Here is a 17,886-nt window from a genome sequence, read left to right as displayed (position 1 = left end):
GGGCCGCAGCCACAATGGCCTGCGGCCCCGCCATGGCTGAGGACCTCGCTTCATCCTGCACGAGCTCCTGGCGCCTTCAGCCGGCAAAGGGGCCAGTCAAGCGCCGTCGCTTCCCAAGCTGAGAGCGCGAGTTCGATTCTCGTCACCCGCTCCAGAATGAAACCCCAGGTCAGTGGCCTGGGGTTTGTTTGTTGTCCAGTCCAAGTTGGGGGTGGCCCGCTGTGTCATCGCCGTCGTCGGCGAGGTGGGCCGGCTGCGGGCGCCAGGGCGGCTACCAGGAGAGGGCGTCCTCGGCGTTGTCCTGCCAGTAGGTGACAGTGGCAGCGCTGTTGAAGAAGACACCGCCCTTCGGCAGCTTCAGGGTCTTCTCCTTGTTGGTCGCGTTGCCCTGCCTGTCGGCGAAGAACACGCCCAGGGTCTTCGCCTTGGCGCCCCCTTCGCCGTCGGGGGTGGAGGTCGTGATGCCCGCGTACGCGGACTGGCCGGGCTTGAGCGTCACCACGGCCTGCGGCGTGGTCTCCTCAGCCCACGCGAGCGGGGCTTGGGCGTCGGCGCCGGCCCTCAGGTAGGGGGCGATGTAGGCGTAGCAAGGCTTGGTACCGGTGTTGGTGGCCTTGAGCAGCAGGTGGTTGATCGGGCGGGACACCTTGGTGACGGTCAGCTTGGTGTTCGCCGTGGTGCAGGTGACGACCGAGGTGGCCTTCTTGGTGGCGGCGGAGGCGGTCTGCTCGGTGGCCTGGAAGCCGACGAGCGCGAGGGCGGCGGCGACGACCATGGAGGAGGCGGCCGCGCGGGAGACGAAACGAGTGACGATACGCATGAGTGAGCTGCTTTCTTCGAATATCCGGAAGGTGAGCTTCTGGTTATGGGCTGTGCTGGTCGGTCTTGTCTTGGTTGTGCCGCGTGTGGTGTGCGAGGGCGCGCTGGAAGTGCGGGCCATGAACGCGGAGTTGAGCGAGGACGATCGCCATGTCCGGCGAGGCGCCGTGCTCGGATGACCCAAGCCTGTGCCCTGCGGCGTTCCATCCGCCATTCCCTTCGGGGGTTTCGGGATGCTGGAATGCTCGCACCAGCTCTGAACTGCAGAAACGAGGCCTTCCTGGAATGCCGAATGGAATGGCGTGCGACGCTCTACGTGCCGGGTCTCAACCTTGCCGAAGTCGTGGAGCAGGACGGGCCGCGCGTCACTCGGCGCCCCGCCGCTCCCTGAACCGGGCGGCGGCCGCGGCGAGATCCACGATCGGAGCGGGGTAGTCCAGGCCCGCACGGGTGGCTGCGTCGAGGTGGGGGACGCGGTGGACCGCCGTGGCGTCGAGGTGGCGGAGCTCGGGGATCCAGCGGCGTACGTACTCCCCGCGGGGGTCGTACCGGCGTGCCTGGACGAGTGGGTTGAGGAGTCGGTTCGGGCGGGTGTCCGTGCCCGTCCCCGCGACCCATTGCCAGTTGAGCTGGTTGTTCGCGATGTCGCCATCGACGAGGAGGTCCAGGAAGTGGCGGGCTCCCACCCGCCAGTCCACGTACAGCGTCTTGGTGAGAAAGCTTGCCGCGAGCAGGCGGGCCCGGCCCGGCATCCAGCCCTCGTGGCGGAGCTGTCGCAGGCCGGCGTCGACGATGGGATAGCCCGTGCGGCCGTCCCGCCAGGCTTCGATCTCCCGCGTGGCGCGGCGCCAGCGGTCGTGCCGGGGGCGGTAGTCGTGGTCGGCCGCGTCGGGGCGGGCCGCCAGGACCTGGTGGTGGAACTCCCGCCAGGCGAGCTGCCGGACGAAGGCATGCGCACCGGGGTTGTCCTGCGCGCGGGCCCGGTGCAGCAGTTCGGTGGGTGAGAGGCAGCCGAAGTGCAGGTAGGGGGAGAGCCGGGAGGTCGCGTCGGCGGCCAGGTCGTCGTGCTGGTCGTCGTATGCGGACAGCGGGCCGGACAGCCATGACCGCAGCCTCCGACGGGCCTCGGATTCACCGCCGGCGGGCAGGCCCTGCGAGGTAAGGCCCGGCGCGAGTGACTCCGGGTGTGGCACACCGGCCGAGCGTACGTCCGGTACCCGTACGGCCTCCGGTGCCGGCAGGACGCCGCGCACGGAGAAGCTCTCCCATCGGCGGAAGTACGGGGTGAAGACCGCGAAATGGTCCTTGCCCGCGGGCGTCAGCGCCCCCGGCGGTACAGCCGTCAACGAGGCGTCGTGTACCCGCAGTTCACGTCGGTCGGCGGCCAGATCCGCGCGCAACCGGTCCTCGCGCCGTGCCGCGTAGCGGCTCACCCCCGCCGCGATGTGCACCGCGCCGGCCCCGGTCTCCGCCGCCACCCGGCAGGTCTCCTCGACCACGTCGCCGACGCGCACCACCAGTCGGCCGCCGCGAGCCCGCAGGGCCGCGTCGAGGTCGGCCAGGCTGTCGGCGAGGAACGCCGCGCGGTTGGGTACGACGAAGCCGGTGCGGCGGATGCCGGTGTCGACGACGAAGAGCGGGACCACGCGTTCCGCGTCCTTGAGGGCGGCCACCAGGACCGGGTTGTCGTGCACCCGCAGGTCGGCGGTGAACAGGGCGACCGAGACGCGCAAGGTTCCCTGAGCCTCCTCAGTGAGTACGGGCCGGTTCAGGGCCGGCCGATTCGGCCGCGGCGGCGATGTTGCGGGCCATGCCGCCGAAGACCGCGGCGTGGAAGGGGACCACGCCCCACCAGTAGGCGTGCCCAGCCAGACCGTGCGGATGGAAAAGGGCCCGCTGCCGGTACACCGTGCGCCCCTGTGGATCCCGGTCGACGGCCATCTCCAGCCAGGCCAGGCCCGGCAGCCGCATCTCCGCGCGCAGCCGGAGCAGCCGGCCCGGCTCGATCTCCTCCACTCGCCAGAAGTCCAGGCTGTCGCCGACCCGCAGCCGGGTCGCGTTCCGGCGGCCCCGGCGCAGACCGACACCGCCCACCAGGGTGTCCAGCCAGCCCCGCAGGGACCAGGCCAGCGGCGAGGAGTACCAGCCGTTCTCGCCTCCGATCGCCTCCACCACCCGCCACAACGCCTGCGGCGACGCCGCGACCGTGCGCTCGCGGTGATCCGTGTAGAGGCTCCCGCCCGCCCAATCGGGGTCGGTGGGCAGCGGGTCGCTGGGAGCGCGGGGAGTCGAGGCCGAGGACCACCTGGTGGCAACGTCCGCGTCCTGCACACGCCGCAGGGCCAGCCGGATCGCCCGGTCGAGGGTGACCGGCCCCTCCGGCGGGTCCGGCACGTAACGGACGATGTCCCGCTCGGCGCAGACCACCTCGTGCTTCAGCGATTCGACCAGCGGGCGCGCGAGAGCGCCCGGCACCGGGGTGACCAGACCGACCCAGAGGCTGGACAGCCGGGGGGTGAGCAGCGGAACGGGGACGATGACGCGTTTCGGCAGCCCGGCGACGACGGCGTACCGCCGCATCATCTCCTCGTAGGTGACGATGTCGGGTCCGCCGATGTCGAAGGCGCGGTTCACGTCGTACGGCAGCCTCGCGCACCCCACGAGGAAGCGGAGCACGTCGCGGACGGCGATCGGCTGGATGCGGGTGCGCACCCAGCTCGGGGTCACCATCACGGGCAGCCGCTCGGTCAGGTAGCGCAGCATTTCGAACGAGGCCGAACCCGACCCGATGATCACGGCTGCCCGCAGTACGGCGGTCGGCACGCCCGAGGCCAGGAGGATGCGGCCCACTTCGGCGCGGGACCGCAGATGGGGTGACAGTGCGTGCTCGGGTACTCCGGAAGGGCTCAGCCCGCCGAGGTAGACGATCCGACGGATTCCGGCGGCGCACGCCTGCTCACCGAAGATCCTGGCCGCGCGCCGGTCGGTCTCCTCGAAACCCCGCCCGGTGCCCAGCGCGTGCACCAGGTAGTACGCGACGTCCATGCCCTCCATGGCCGCGCGCACGGACTCCTCGTCCGTCACGTCCCCGCGCACGGCCTCCGCCCGCCCGGCCCACGGATGGTCCCGCAGCTTGCCGGGCGAGCGGGCCAGGCAGCGCACGGAATGCCCGGCGGCCAGCAGCTCCGGCACCAGCCTGCCGCCCAGATAACCGGTGGCGCCGGTGACCAGACAGCGCAGCGGCCGGTCGTCGTCGGTCATGCCGATCGCACGCATGCCTGTCGGGTGCGCCTTGTCCGGCGACGGCCGACGGACCGGGGCGCAGGGGACGTCATGGCTCTCATGTCCTCCCGGGACGTGCCTTCCGATGTGCTCTGTCGCTGTTCCTCTGAGCCCATGCTTGGGGCCGAGGACGAGCACCGCAACCTCGCCGATGTCCGCCTTGCCGTCGCCGGTGATGTCGCCGACGCCCACGACGACGTCGTACGACGAGCACCGGCCGGAGCCCACCCAGGCGCGCGTCGACGGTGCGCCAGGAGGACGGCTGCGCGGGCTGCCGGGTCAGCTCCGGCGTGCCTGGCTTCACCACCTGATCAAGGCGGTGCGGCTGCCCGGGGCGGTCACCGGCCCGCGCAGCCGAGGGCTCGGCCGGCGGATCAGCCCCAGGCGTTGTTGAGCTGGTCGGAGTAGCCCGCCAGGTAGCCCGTCAGGTTCGGGTGGAAGACCTCGGACGCGTTGTTCAGGTCGTTGATCCACGGGTCGGAGCCGCACGCCCCGTGGCCCTTGAACGTGTCGCGCATGTCGACGAACGTGACCGACTGCTGCGCCGCCGCGGCCTTGGTGCCCTCGGCCAGCGCGTCGGCGAAACCGTTCATGTAGGTGCGCTTGGCGGCGCTGAGGTCGACCACCGGGCAGGTCCCGGTCGAGGAGAGCGCCTGCGGGTAGCCGAGGACGATGATCTTGGCCTGCGGTGCCCGGGCCTTGATGTCCTTGTACAGCCCGGCGAGTTCGGTCACCATCTGGTTCTTGGCGTAGTACGACATCCACGACGTGGCCGTCTTGCAGTAGCTGTCCGTGTTCAGGAGGCAGTCCTTGACCACGGTGCTGAACTGGGCGTCGTTGCCGCCCACCGTGACGGTGACGATGTCGGTGCCGCTGTTCACGGCGGACAGCTGGTTGTTACGCACGTCCGCGATGGTCGCGCCGCTGCAGGAGACGTCCTTCAGCGTGTACTCCGAGTGCGCGGCCTGCGACAGGGCCGGGTAGTCGAGCGCGCTGCGCTTGCAGTCACCGCTGGCGGTGTCGTAGTAACCCGCGCCGACCCCGGATGCGTACGAATCCCCCAGAGCGACGTATTCCAGGCTTCCCGCGGCCTGGGCGGGAGTGCCGGCCATCGCCGTCAGCCCGGCGAATGCCATCACGGCGCCGGCGGCAATCGACGTCAATTTACGCATGTGTTCCTTCTGGAGCGCGGAGTCCAACTCGATGATCGAGGTGCGGAACGGAATGGTACAGCGAGCCGCTTGTCGCACAACTCCCAGCCATTGCACGGAACTTGCTTGTTTGTTGCCACCGGATGTTCGCCGCCGTGACGTCACTGCATGTGACATCCCTCCGGCTCGGAGAGAGCCCGTTTCGTCCATCACCGCTGATCGACAACACCCGCCCGGCGAACGCGCCGGATCTCACCAGGGGCTCACCCCCGGCTCACCACCTCGACGAGGGGCTCGGGCAGGCCGAGCAGACGGAGTGCGTCGGGCAGTGCCGCCCCTGTCACGGCCGCGGACTCGGCGGCCTCCCGGTAGCGGGCCCGGGCGCCGGCGTGGTCGCCTCGCCCCTCGGCGATGCGGCCGAGCCCGGCCAGCGTACGGACCCGGTTGCCGAGCCCCTTGACCCAGTGCGGGTCGAGCTGTTCCAGGGCCTGTGTGTACAGGTCCTCCGCCGTGGCCGGGTCCCGCTCCAGGAGGGCTGTGTCGCCGAGACCGCGTCGGGCGGCCGCCAGAGCACCGGTGCTGCCTGCGCGGCGGGCGTACTCGGCGGCCCTCAGGTAGTCGGCCCGTGCCGTCGCCGGGTCGATGTCCACCTGCTGATCGCCCCGGTTGACCAGCAGGTCGGCGCAGTCCTCCAGGGCGCCCAGCTGCTCGGCGAGACCGAGCGCCTCATCGGTGAGCGCGACCGTCGCCTCGCGCTCACCCCGCGCGCCGGCGACGCCCGCGAGCGCGTCCAGGGCCAGGGCGGCGCCCCATCGGTCGCCCAGCGCGCGGAACTCCGCGACCGCCGTGCGAAAGGCCCGTTCGGCCGCTGCGAAGTCCCCGACGCCGAGGGGTCCGAACCCGGAGACATACCGCGCGGCCGCCCTCACCCATGGCTCGGGGCGGTCACGCTGGGCCGAGACGAGGGCGAACGCGCCGGGTGCGTCCCCGTCGCCCGTCGCGTTGTGCATCATCCACAGGAGCAGGCCGGCAGGGTGGCGGCCCGCCCGGTCGGCCGACCATGCCGCGGTCAGCGCCTTGTCGGCCGACGCCCGGTGTCTGCGCCACACCTCCCGCCCGGCCGGGCCGGAAGCGGCGACCAGCAAGCAGATCGCGTACTCCTCGCCGAGCCCGGCCGGCGGCGTGTCGCCCACGGCGTCGAGCAGGATGCGCGCCTGCGGCGCCAGCGTGCCGGATCCTCCGCGGATCCACAGGTACGACGAGGCCGAGGCGATCAGTTCCAGGCCCGTCGCGACCTCCTGGGCCTCGGCCGCCCACCGCACGGCCGCCAGCAGGTCCGGCTGCTCCGCGGCGAGGGCCGCCAGCCACTCCAGCTGCTCGCCGCGTCGCAGCCACGGGGCGGCCGCGCTCATCAGCTCCACCAGCGTGCGGGCATGGGTGTGGCGTACCGCCTCCGTCTCGCCCGCGGCGTCCAGCCGTTCGGCGCCGTAGGAGCGGATCGTCTCCAGCATGCGGCAGCGTCCGCCCGTCCACTCCAGCAGCGACTTGTCGGCCAACGCCTGGAGCGTCTCCTCGTCGGTGTCGCACACGCGCAGCGCGGACTCGATGCTCGTCCCGCCGGCGAACACGGAGAAGCGCCGGGCGGCCCGTTGCTCCGGCTCCGACAACAGATCCCAGCTCCAGGCGACCACCGAGCGCAGCGTGCGGTGCCGGGCGTCCGCCGTGCGGCTGCCGCGCCCGGTGAGGGCGAGCCGGTCGTGCAGCCGGGCCGAGAGCTCGTCGAGGCTCAGGGTACGCAGCCGGGCCGCCGCGAGTTCGATGGCCAGCGGCAGGTTGTCGAGATCGGCGCAGACGCGCCGTACGGTCTCGGGGTCGGGGGCGAACGCGCGGCGCACGGCGCGGGCACGGTCGGTGAACAGTGCCACGGACGACGCGTCGTCGAGCGGCCGTACGGGATGAAGGTGCTCGCCGATGATGCCGAGCGGTTCCCGGCTCGTCGCCAGGACCCTCAGGCGCGGGCACGTCGCCAGCAGGCGTGCCGCCAGCACGGCGACCTCCTCGACCAGGTGCTCGCAGTTGTCCAGGACGAGCAGGAGTACGCGGCCCGTCAGCGCCGCGACCAGACGGTCCAGCGGGCTCTGCTCATCGGCGGCCACGTGCAGTCCGCTCTCGCGCAGGCCGAGGGCGCCGAGCAGGGCCCGCGGCAGGACGGCGGCGTCCCGCAGCGCGCCCAGTTCCACGAAGCACACCTCGTCGGCCGCCGCGCCGGCGACCTCCGCGGACAGCCGGGTCTTGCCGACGCCTCCCGGACCGGTCAGCGTCACCAGCCGGGCGACACGCAGGAGTTGTACGACCTCCGCCGTCTCGTCGTCCCGTCCGACGAACGCGGTCAGCGGTGCGGGGGGTGCGGCGGGTGCGGGCGACGGATCGGCGCTCAGCAACTCGCCGTGCAGTGCGACCAGCTCCGCCGAGGGATCCGCGCCCAGCTCCTCGGCGAGATGTCGTCTGACCCTTTCGAACACCACCAGCGCGGCGGCCTGCCCGCCGTCGGCGAACAGCGCCCGCATCAGCAGCCCGGCGAGCCGTTCCCGCAGCGGGTGGCGATCGACGAGCTCACGCAACTCCGGGATGACGGTGCGGTGTTCGCCGAGCCGGAGTTCGCCCTCGATCCGGTCCTCCAGGGCCCCCAGCCGCAGCTCCTCCAGCCGTACGGCGGCGGCCCGCGCCGGCTCGCTGTCGGCGAGGTCGGCGAGCGCCGGCCCCCGCCACAGCCGTAATGCCTCACGCAGCAGCGGGACCGCCCGCGCGGCGTCCCCCTCCCGCAGCGCCGACCTGCCCTCCCGCGCCAGCCGTTCGAACCGCCCGGCGTCCACGTCGTCGTCGGCGGCGACGATGCGGTAGCCGGCCCCGGTACGCTCGATCGCCGCTGCCCCGCCCAGGGCCGAGCGCAGCCGGGACACCTGGGACTGGATCGCATGGGCGGACGGTGCCCCGTCCGGTCCCGCCGCCCCGATGCCGTCGGCCAGCCGGTCGGCCGGAACGACCTCGCCGGGGGTGACGAGCAGCAGCGTGAGCAGCGCCCGCCGCGCGGGTCCGCCCAGGGACACCTCCGTCCCGTCGTCGCTCCACACCTGCGTCCCGCCGAGGATTCCGAAGCGCATGCGGGTGATTATCCACCCGCGTGTCCACGCGTATGGGTCAAGCGATCGGACCGAGATACGTACCCCCGGACACGTCGATGGTCCGGCCGGTGATCCACCGTGCCGCCGGTCCGGCCAGGAAGCCGACGACGTCGGCCACGTCTTCCGGCTCGCCGAGGCGGCCCAGGGCGGTGATCGCCTCAAGTCCTGCGACCACCTCGGGAATCGACGTGTAACCGGCGGTCAGGTCGGTCCGCACCGCGCCCGGCGCGACCGTGTTGACCGTGATCCCGCGTCGGCCCAGTTCATTGGCCAGCGACGGGGCCAGCGACTCCAGTGCCGCCTTGGTGACAGTGTAGCCGATCTGCGTGGAGACGGCGAACCGGCTGGCCGTGGACCCCATGTTGACGATGCGTCCGCCGTCGTTCAGCAGGGGCAGCGCCCGCTGGATCACGAAGAACGGAGCGGTGATGTTGACCGCCAGCAACCTGTCCCACTCCTGCTCGGTCACCTGGGAAACCGAACTCCCCGAGGAGATGCCCGCGTTGTTGACCAGGATGTCCAGCCCGCGCCCCGCGAGCCCGGCGGTCAGCCCCTCGAAGAGCTGCTCCACCGCGCCCTCCTCACCGAACCGGGCCCGAACGGCGAACGCCCGGCCGCCGGCCTCCTCGATCCGCGTCACGGTCTCCTTGGCCGCGTCGTCGTTGCCGCCGTAGTGGACCGCGACCAGCGCGCCGTCGGCGGCCAGCCGCAGCGCCACCGCCCGGCCGATACCGCGCGACCCACCGGTCACCAGTGCCGTCTTGCCCGTCAGAACAGCCATCGTCCGCTCCTCGATCCGGGCCGGCCCTCGGTGCGGGACCGGCGATGGCTCCACACTGGCGAAGCCGGCTCACCGCGTGCTCACCGTCTGCTCACCGGTCACGTCAGGTACCCGGAGACCGGTGGGCGGCGTGCGGGCCGCCCGTCAGGATCGCCGGTTTCCCGACGTCGTCCCGGTTCGCGGCCCCGCGGTCGGCGTGCTCAGACCGTGTGGCGACGCCGGCGGACTCCCGCCTCCTCCGACAGGTGGCCTGTACCGCCCAGGACGATCACCTGGAAGGCCGCGCCGACGTAGGCGGTCACGAAGTGGGAGATCCTGCGGGTGCTGCGCATGGTGGGTCACCTGCCTGCTCTGGTCTGGTCTGTGGACTGGACTGGTTCGTCGGGCGCGCGCTCAGGCGTCACCAGTTGATGGCGTCATCCATCGACTGCTGCCAGTACGTGACCTTGAGCGAGTCGTCGACGTAGACGCCCTTCGCGGGCAGTGACGGGTGAGCGCCCGCGCCGACGCTCTCGTTGCCGGAGCGGCCGTGGAAGTAGACGGTCAGGGACTTCACGGTGTGGCCGTTCGAGGCGCTGCCGTCGGTGGCGGACAGGTTCACCGAGGCGTAGCCGGACTCGCCCGGCGCGAGCGTGACGACTGCCTGCGGCTGCGAGTCCTCGATGACCGGAGGCACGGACTGGGCCTCGCCGAAGCGGACGGCCGGGTAGCCGTAGAGGAAGCAGGTCTTGCGGCCGGTGTTGGTCACCGTGAGCAGCATGTGGTTCACGGGGCGGTTCAGCGGAGCCGCGACCGTCTTGGTGTTCGACCCCTCGCAGGTGACCGGCTTGTCGGCCGAGACAGGCGCCTTCGACGCAGAGGTGTCCGCGGCGGACCTTGTGGTGCCGGTGGCGGGCCTGGTCTTCGAGGAGGAGGAGTGGGAGCCGGAGCCGGAAGACGAAGCGCCCGAAGAAGCGGCGCCGGAAGAGGCAGCGTCGGCAGAGGAGTTCGCGGTCGGCGTGGTGGGCGCCGAGGCTCCCTCGTCGTGGACGCCTGTGCCTCCGCCGCACGCGGTCAGGGAGAGCGCGGTGAGAACGACGGTCGCGGCGGCGGCGACGAGACGGTTGCGGGAGGTGCGGAGGTTGGACATGTGGCTGTGCCCCTTCGGTGTTCGGGTCCGGGTGGTGATTGGATGACCGAAGCTTGGGAGTCGTTCTGTCCCAACCGCCACGCACAGCGGGCAGTTGGGGACGCTGGAACAGCGAAACGCGCTCTGACCAGGGAGAAGGCAGTGGTCCTGGAACGCGGGACTGGAACACGAGGGGATGGGGAAACGGGTGCCAGGGGCAACGGGGGCCGACGGAGCTGAGGCGTTCTCGCGGCTGCTGCGGGAACTCAAGGACCGCTCGGGACTGAGCTACGGGGCGCTTGCCAAGCGGCTGCACATGAGCACGTCGACGCTGCACCGCTACTGCAACGGCACAGCGGTGCCCGTCGAGTACGCACCGGTGGAGCGCCTCGCAAGGGTCTGCCGGGCAACGCCGCAGGAGCTGGTGGAATTGCACCGGCGCTGGATCCTGGCGGACGCGGCACGAGGGAGCAGAGCGGATCAGATCACGGCGACGGGTTCGGCTCAGGGAGCCGGTTCGGCTGCTGCGACGGATGCGGCCGCTGCGACAGATGTCGCGGATACATCGAATGCGACGTATGCGGCTGATGCTCCGGAAGCGGTCGATAGGGCGGATCCAGGCTCACCGGCCTCGCACGGACGGGGTGAGGGCGAGGACGAGGGCGAAGGCGAGACCGGTGAGCCGGTTGTCGTGAACGTGTCGCGCGAACTCGCGCCGCCACGTCGTCGCCGCCGTACCGTGCTGATCGCCTCCGCCGCGGTGGTCGCCGTGCTGGGAGCCGTCGTGCTCACCACGCGTCTGCCGCTCGGCGGCGGGAAAGCCACGGGCGACCGGCAGGTGGCCGGTGTCACCCCCACGATCACCGGCACGGCGGACACCGGGAAGCCGTCCGCCTCCCCGTCCCCGACCGCGAAGGGACACAAGCCGTCCGCGTCTGCCCCCGCCACGGCCGAGTCCGAGGGGGCCGGGTCCGGCACTTCGAAGGACGGCGGCAAGCAGGGCGGGGCCCAACGCACCGACGGCAGCGCCACCGGCGCCGTCCCGCTCACTGTCGGCACCCGCCCCTACGTCTACGACGAGCCGTGCAGCCAACACTTCCTCGTCAACAGCGAACCCGAGCAGGTCGGCCCGCCGGCGAACGAGCAGGACGCCCCGCGCTGGGCCGCCGCGTACGGGGCGGTGTCCTCGGGCGCACAGGAGGTCGCCCTCACCGTCCAGGGCACCGGCGAGGAAACCGTCGTCCTGGAGGCGTTGCACGTACGCGTTCTCACCAAGGGCGCGCCGCTCGCCTGGAACGACTACGCGATGGGCGTCGGCTGCGGCGGTGGCGTCGAGACCAAGGCGTTCGACATCGACCTCGACAACGGCAGTCCCACGGTCACCGTCAAGGGGGGCCAGCGCGACTTCCCGTACAAGGTCAGCGAGTCCGACCCGGAGGTCTTCTACGTCACCGCCCACACCAAGGCCCACGACGTTCGCTGGGACCTCACCCTGGACTGGTCCAGCGGCAGCCGCCGCGGCACCGTCCACATCGACAACGACGGCACCGCGTTCCGCACCAGCGCCGACGTGAACCGGCCGGGCTACGACTACCCGCTGGGCGGCAGCGAGTGGATCGAACGGCACGGCTGACAGGATCCGGGAGGGGCTGCTCACCCACGAGGGCCGACGAGCCGCTCGGGGACGTGCGGCTCCGACGGCGTGCCCACGGTGTGCCCTTCAGAGCGAACAACCACGGTCGGCAGGGCAGCACCTCATGGTCCGGCCTCGTCCCGGCGGCCACGAAGACGGCACCCTCGTCCCGCGGTTCCGACGAGGATGGCGGGACCTGGGGTCACCCCTCCGTCGTCAACGACGCCGTGAGTGAGCGCAGTTCGGCGGTCACCTGCGCGCCTGACGGCGCCTGGTCCGGATCCACCAGCCACTGAAGCATCAAGCCGCCCAGCAGAGCGAGCGGCACCGAGCCGCCGAGCCCGTCCCGTGCCCTGCGCTGACCTTCGGCGAGGTGTTCGCGCACCGCCGCCGACCGTTCCGCCTGTACTACGGCCTCGAAAGAGCGCCCTCACCGACACCTCGTGGATCAAGCCGGGCAAGGTCTTCCGCTGCGAGCTCACCACCGCCGCCGGCCTCGCGGGCGTCGACTTCGCCGTGGCCCGCGGCCTGGAGTACATCGAGTACGACGCCGGCTGGTACGGACCCGAGTTCAGCACCGTCGACGCGACGACCCCGATCACCGCCATCGACCTGCCATCGGTCATCTCGTACGCCACCAGCAAGGGCATCGGCGTCTTCCTCTACGTCAACCGGCTGGCCCTGACCGACGCGGACTCGCTGTTCGGCCTCTACAAGAGCTGGGGCGTCGCGGGCATCAAGCTCGGCTTCATCAACGACGGCACCCAGGCGATGACCAACCAGATCATCGACTGGGCCCGGACGGCCGCCAAGTACCGGCTGCTGATCGACATGCACGACGACGTCCGGCCGTTCGGCTTCGAGCGCACGTACCCGAACTACATCAGCCTGGAAGGCGTGCGGGGCAACGAGCAGTTCCCGACCGCCACGCACAACGTGACGTTGCCCTTCGCCCGCCGCAACGGCTCCACCTGGCACCTCGGGGCGATGACCAACGAGACGGCGCGGACCCTGTCGATCCCGCTGTCCTTCCTGGACAGCGGGACCTTTGCGGCGACTGTCTACGCCGACGGCACACCGGGCAGCAGCTCGTACCGGACCCCCGTGGTGGTCAGTACCGCAACCGTCACCTCGGGGACCACTCTGGACGTGGTCATGGCGAGCGCGGGCGGCCAGGCGATCGTGCTGACGCCGAACTGAGCCCAGGGCAGAAGACATACCTACCGGCGCGCCCCGAGGCGTTCCGGCGGTGCCTGTGCTGACGCGGTCAACGGCACTTGCCGTGATGGCATTTGGGGCGGGTTGTCGGTGCTCTCGGCGCGGGAACGGCCGTGGTGCTCGTCTTCTTGCCGGTCTTTCCGCCTCGCTTGTCGGGGGCCGCGGAGGAAGAGGGCGAGGGAGCGCCGTACTCGTCGGTGCCGTGGCCGAGGGGGGCGGGGGTGGGGAAGGGGACGTCGGGCAGGCCTGCGAGGGCGTCGCGCATGTACTGGGTCCAGATCTCGGTGGGGATGTCGCCCCCGAACACCTTCCGCAGGCCGCCGACACCTATCAGAGACTGCAACTGGGGGTGCTTCGGATCCTCCCGGAAGAGGACGACGGAGGTCGCGAGTTGCGGGGTGTAGCCGATGAACCAGGCCGACCGGAAGTCGTCGGTGGTTCCGGTCTTGCCTGCCGCGGTCCTGCCGAGAGCCTGGGCCTTGGTGCCGGTGCCCCGGGCGATGACGCCCCGGAGCACATCGGTCACGTTGTCGGCGACCGCCGCGGGCAGGGCCCGCACCGGGGCGGGAGCGCTGAAGCCGGCCAGTGCCGAGCCGTTGTGGGTCACCTTGGTCACCGAGTACGGGGTGGCCTGCATACCGTCGGCAGCGAAGGTCGCGTAGACGCCTGCCATGCGAATCGCGCTCGGTGTCGAGGTGCCGATGTAGAAGCCGGCGCTGGAGGCGGCGAGACTGCCGGAGCGCAGGCCCAGAGCTTGCGCTGTCTTCGCCACGTTCCCATGGCCGACGTACTCCCCCAGTTGTACGTACGGCGTGTTGACCGACTGCTCCATCGCCTTGCGCAGATCGATGTAGCCCCAGCCGTGGTCGGTGTCGTTGTGCTGATGGAGGAGCCCGGTGGGGTCCTTGTCGTCGGTGACGTAATTCCCCAGCTGGTCCTTGATCCGGATGCCGTCGTCACCGTTGAACTTGCTGTCCGGGGTGATCCGCTCCGAGGACTTGCCGGGTCGCAGTACGGCTCCGTGCTGGAGCGCGGCGGCGAGGACGATGGGCTTGAAAGTCGATCCCACCGGGACGCCGGAGGTGTCGGCGTTGTCCGAAAAGTGGGCCTGGTCGAAGCCGGCACCGCCGTAGACGGCAAGGATCTTGCCGGTCGCGGGATCCACCGAGGCGGCTCCGACCTGGACGTCCCGGTCGACCGACCGGTGGGCGGGGTCGAGGCGCTGCTTGCGTACCCTTGCGACGGCCCGGGCCAGCTCCGCCGTTCTCTTCCTGTCGAAGGTGGTGTGGATCTGGTAACCGCCCCGGCTCAAACTGCCGTCGGTGATGGTGCTGTCGTGCGCCTCGGCATACGACCTTGCCAAGTGGACCAGGTAACCGACCTGGCCCGTGAACCCCGAACCGGGTGTCCACTTCCTGGGCGTCGGGAAGCCGGTGGCCGCGTACCTGGCCCGCTGCTCCGGCGTCAGCTTGCCGATCTTCACCATCCGTTCCAGCACCCAGGACCAGCGTGCTCGCGCCTGTGCCTTGGCCGTGGGGTCGGAGTCCGCGTACTGGAAGAGGCTCGGCTCGTTGACCGCTGCGGCGAGAAAGGCTCCCTGACTCGCGTTGAGCTTCTCGACCGGGAGGTTGTAGTACATGCGGGCGGCGGCCTGGATGCCGTTGGCCTGTCGGCCGAAGAAGCAGGTGTTCAGATACCCCTGGAGGATCTGCTGCTTGCTCATGACGGCGCCGATCTTGGATGAGATCAGCAGTTCTCTGAACTTGCGTGAGATCGTCTGCGACTGATCGAGGTAGGCGTTCTTGACGAACTGCTGGGTGATCGTCGAGCCGGACTGGACGGAGCCGCCCTCGGCCATGTGGACGGCGGCGCGGAGGATCCCTTGTGGGTCGATGCCCGGGTCCGTGTAGAAGGACGAGTTCTCCGCGGCGATGAAGTCCCACTGCACGTCCGCGGGCACCTGCGCGAGGGTGATGTTCTGCCGGTTGACGCTGCCATCGGTCGCCAGGACGGTGCCGTCGGACCAGTAGTAGACGTTGTTCTGCAGCTGTGTCGAGGGGTTGGGGTCGGGGATGGTGACCGTGGCGTAGGCATAGCCGATGGCCGCTGCCGTGGCGCCGAAGCACAGCAGGAAGAACGACAGCAGTTGACGCAGCGACGGCAGCCAGCGGCGCAGACCGGTCCTGCCCCGGCGCGGGTAGTCGATCAACCGTTTCTTCTGCGGCGCCGCTCTCCGGGCGCGGCGTGCCGTGCCTCGTCCGGGAACCTGGTGCCGCGAGGGCGTGGCGCGGTCACCCACGGCACGGCTGCCCGCGATGGTGCGCTGCGGCGGTCGACGCCGGTGTCCGCCCATGTGCTCGGTTCACTGTCCTTTCAGTACCACTGCGTTGTTTCGTGCTGCGGGGGCTGCCGGAAGCCGTCGTGTGGTGCGGGCGGGGGAAAGCCGTCGTGTGGTGCGGGCGGGGGAAAGCCGTCGTACGGTGCCGGTTGCGGAAGGCCGTCGTACGGTGCCGGTTGCGCATGGCCCTCGTACGGTGCCGGTTGCGCATGGCCCTCGTACGGTGCCGGTTGCGGAAATCCTGGTTCCGGCGAGGTGAGGTCGCTGCGGGGATCCTCCGCGCCCGCCGGGGCCCGCAGGCTGCCGTACCGCTCCATGCGCTGCCATCGCAGCCGTGAGCCGGACACGGCGGTGAAGACGGACTGGATCACCACCAGGTACATCAGCTGCCGGTAGACGAACTGCTGGAGCGGCAGGCTCCACAGCGGGCCGGGCCGTTCTCCGTCCAGCCGGAACGCGTACAGGCCCATCAGGAGCTGCAGCAGCAGGAAGGCGAACCACAGCCCGATGATCCGGACCGGGTCGAGGAAGACCAGCCCGTACACGGCGAAGACGTCCACGACGGGTGCGAGCAGCGGCAGCAGTACCTGGAAGAGCAGCAGATAGACCAGGCCCCGACGGCCCAGTTTTCCGGCCGCACCGCGCTGCACCAGCGCGCCGCGGTGCTTCCACATCGCCTGCAAAGTGCCGTAACACCAGCGGTACCGCTGCCGCCACAGGGCGCTCAGCGACGCGGGGGCCTCGGTCCAGGCCTTCGCGCCCTCCTCGTACACCACGCGCCAGCCGGCGCGGCACAGCGCCATGGTGAGGTCGGTGTCCTCGGCGAGGGTGACGTCACTGACACCGCCGATGTCGAGCAGCGCCCGACGGCGGAACGCGCCGACCGCTCCCGGTACGGTCGGCATGCACTCGGCGAGGTCGAACAGGCGGCGGTCGAGGTTGAACCCGACCACGTACTCGATGTGCTGCCAGCGGCCCAGCAGGCCACCGCGGTTGACGACCTTGGCGTTGCCCGAGACGGCGCCCACACGGGGGTCGGCGAAGGGCTGCACGATCGTGCGGACGGTGTCGGGTTCGAAGACTGTGTCACCGTCGACCATGACCACCAGGTCGTAGGTGGCCGCGGCGAGTCCGGTGTTGAGCGCGGCGGGCTTGCCCGCGTTCTGCTGCCGGATCACCCGCACCGGCAACTGGAGCGACTCCACCAGGTCGGCGGTGCCGTCGGTCGAACCGTCGTCCACCACGATGATCTCGACCGGATGGTCCGAGGCGAGCAGTGAGCGCACGGCCGCCTCGATGCCGGCGCTCTCGTTGTAGGCGGGGACGATGACGCTGACCGGTTCGGTCACGGGCGGCCCCCAGGACCGGCCACGGTGCCCGGTCCGCAGGCGCCGGTGCCGCCTGGCGGCGATCAGCACGACCGCCGCGCGCAGCACGCTGATCGCTCCGGCCGCGTACATCAGCACGCCCAGCAGCCACACCACCCAGTCGCCGCCCCGCAGCAGCTGGATGAGGGCCAGCCCCTGCAGATGGTCGCCGAGCCCGGCCGACCGGACGGGCTCGGCCATGCCGACCGCTCCGGAGACCGTCGCGAACTTGAAGCCCTGTGCCTTGAGCCGCGGGACAAGGGCGCTCAGTGCGGCGACGGTCTGCGACCGGTCACCGCCGCCGTCGTGCATCAGCACGATCTGCCCGGCGTCGCCGCGCGGTGTCGCCCGGTCGAGGACGCGGTCCACACCGGAACGCCGCCAATCCTCGGCGTCCTTCGTGGAGAGCACCGTGACATAGCCTGCTGCGCCGGCCTGCTTGAGGACGGACCAGTCGGCGTCGTCCAGCGCGTCGTTCTCCGAGGAGAACGGCGGCCTCAGCAGTGCGGTGGTGACCCCGGCGGCGCCGGCCACCGCCAGCTGCGTCTCACGCAGCTCCAGGGAGCGCTGCCATGGGGCGAGTTCGGCCAGGTCGGGATGGGTGAAGGTGTGAATGCCGATCTGGTTGCCGTCGGTGATGATCCGGCGGACCAGCTCCGGGTGGGCGACGACCTGGGTGCCGACGACGAAGAACGTCGCGTTCACGTGGTTGCGGCGCAGCACGTCCAGGATCCGTGGCGTCCAGACGGGGTCCGGGCCGTCGTCGAAGGTCAGCGCGATGGTGCGGGCCTTCACCCGGGCGGTGTGGGCAGAGGTGGCGGCGTTCGCGATCACGGGGCCGCCGTGGACGACCTGGCTCGGCACCGCGCCGTTGTGGCCACGGGGGCCGGTCGCCTCGTCCGATGCGATACCGAACATGTGATGGGTGTAACCCTGCAGCAGCAGGGCCGCCGACAGAGTCACCGCGAGCACACTCAGCAGTAGCCAATGGGTACGGGGTGTGATCT

General features: G+C 70.9%; 13 protein-coding genes. 3 read left to right on the top strand and 10 right to left on the bottom strand.

Going from position 1 to position 17,886, the window contains the following annotated elements; all coding sequences use genetic code 11:
- Positions 1-271: 271 nt before the first annotated feature.
- Positions 272-820: a DUF4232 domain-containing protein gene (locus Q2K21_RS00810; protein ID WP_310763104.1), complete on the bottom strand. Its 549-nt coding sequence runs from the start codon at positions 818-820 to the stop codon at positions 272-274.
- Here Q2K21_RS00810 and Q2K21_RS00805 point away from each other — a divergent pair.
- Positions 819-998, top strand: coding sequence for a hypothetical protein (locus Q2K21_RS00805; protein WP_310763103.1), 180 nt, complete (start codon positions 819-821; stop codon positions 996-998). The genes Q2K21_RS00810 and Q2K21_RS00805 overlap by 2 nt on opposite strands.
- 186 nt (positions 999-1,184) lie before the next feature.
- On the opposite strand, the gene Q2K21_RS00800 is transcribed toward Q2K21_RS00805, so the two are convergent.
- The 7 genes from Q2K21_RS00800 to Q2K21_RS00770 form a co-directional block, all read right to left on the bottom strand.
- A complete protein-coding gene (locus Q2K21_RS00800) occupies positions 1,185-2,552 on the bottom strand; it encodes a cryptochrome/photolyase family protein (RefSeq protein WP_310763102.1) in 1,368 nt (455 codons plus the stop codon).
- 16 nt (positions 2,553-2,568) lie between these two features.
- Complete coding sequence (locus tag Q2K21_RS00795; protein ID WP_310780515.1) at positions 2,569-4,080, bottom strand: SDR family oxidoreductase; 1,512 nt, start codon at positions 4,078-4,080, stop codon at positions 2,569-2,571.
- Positions 4,081-4,475: 395 nt separating this feature from the next.
- On the bottom strand, positions 4,476-5,273 hold the full coding sequence (locus tag Q2K21_RS00790) for an SGNH/GDSL hydrolase family protein (RefSeq protein WP_310763101.1): 798 nt from the start codon (positions 5,271-5,273) through the stop codon (positions 4,476-4,478).
- Between the two features lie 242 nt (positions 5,274-5,515).
- Positions 5,516-8,413: an AfsR/SARP family transcriptional regulator gene (locus Q2K21_RS00785; RefSeq protein ID WP_310763100.1), complete on the bottom strand. Its 2,898-nt coding sequence runs from the start codon at positions 8,411-8,413 to the stop codon at positions 5,516-5,518.
- 37 nt (positions 8,414-8,450) lie between these two features.
- On the bottom strand, positions 8,451-9,215 hold the full coding sequence (locus Q2K21_RS00780; protein ID WP_310763099.1) for an SDR family NAD(P)-dependent oxidoreductase: 765 nt from the start codon (positions 9,213-9,215) through the stop codon (positions 8,451-8,453).
- 200 nt (positions 9,216-9,415) lie between these two features.
- On the bottom strand, positions 9,416-9,547 hold the full coding sequence (locus tag Q2K21_RS00775; RefSeq protein WP_310763098.1) for a hypothetical protein: 132 nt from the start codon (positions 9,545-9,547) through the stop codon (positions 9,416-9,418).
- Between the two features lie 68 nt (positions 9,548-9,615).
- On the bottom strand, positions 9,616-10,344 hold the full coding sequence (locus tag Q2K21_RS00770; protein WP_310763097.1) for a DUF4232 domain-containing protein: 729 nt from the start codon (positions 10,342-10,344) through the stop codon (positions 9,616-9,618).
- Positions 10,345-10,531: 187 nt separating this feature from the next.
- On the opposite strand from Q2K21_RS00770, the gene Q2K21_RS00765 reads away from it, so the two are divergent.
- Positions 10,532-11,956 (top strand): helix-turn-helix domain-containing protein, encoded by a 1,425-nt coding sequence (locus Q2K21_RS00765; RefSeq protein ID WP_310763096.1) that lies wholly within the window; start codon positions 10,532-10,534, stop codon positions 11,954-11,956.
- Positions 11,957-12,304: 348 nt separating this feature from the next.
- Positions 12,305-13,156: a glycoside hydrolase family 97 catalytic domain-containing protein gene (locus Q2K21_RS00760; protein ID WP_310763095.1), complete on the top strand. Its 852-nt coding sequence runs from the start codon at positions 12,305-12,307 to the stop codon at positions 13,154-13,156.
- Between the two features lie 67 nt (positions 13,157-13,223).
- Here the strand turns inward: Q2K21_RS00760 and Q2K21_RS00755 are convergent, their stop codons facing one another.
- Positions 13,224-15,383 carry a transglycosylase domain-containing protein gene (locus Q2K21_RS00755; RefSeq protein WP_310763094.1) on the bottom strand — a complete coding sequence of 720 codons (2,160 nt, stop codon included), beginning with the start codon at positions 15,381-15,383 and terminating at the stop codon, positions 13,224-13,226.
- Between the two features lie 164 nt (positions 15,384-15,547).
- A complete protein-coding gene (locus tag Q2K21_RS00750) occupies positions 15,548-17,851 on the bottom strand; it encodes a glycosyltransferase (RefSeq protein ID WP_310763093.1) in 2,304 nt (767 codons plus the stop codon).
- Positions 17,852-17,886: the final 35 nt, after the last annotated feature.

The organism is Streptomyces sp. CGMCC 4.7035 (assembly GCF_031583065.1).
Classification (GTDB): domain Bacteria; phylum Actinomycetota; class Actinomycetes; order Streptomycetales; family Streptomycetaceae; genus Streptomyces; species Streptomyces yaanensis.
The sequence above is the reverse complement of the archived record's forward strand: the minus strand, read 5'-3'. Positions and strand labels throughout refer to the sequence as shown.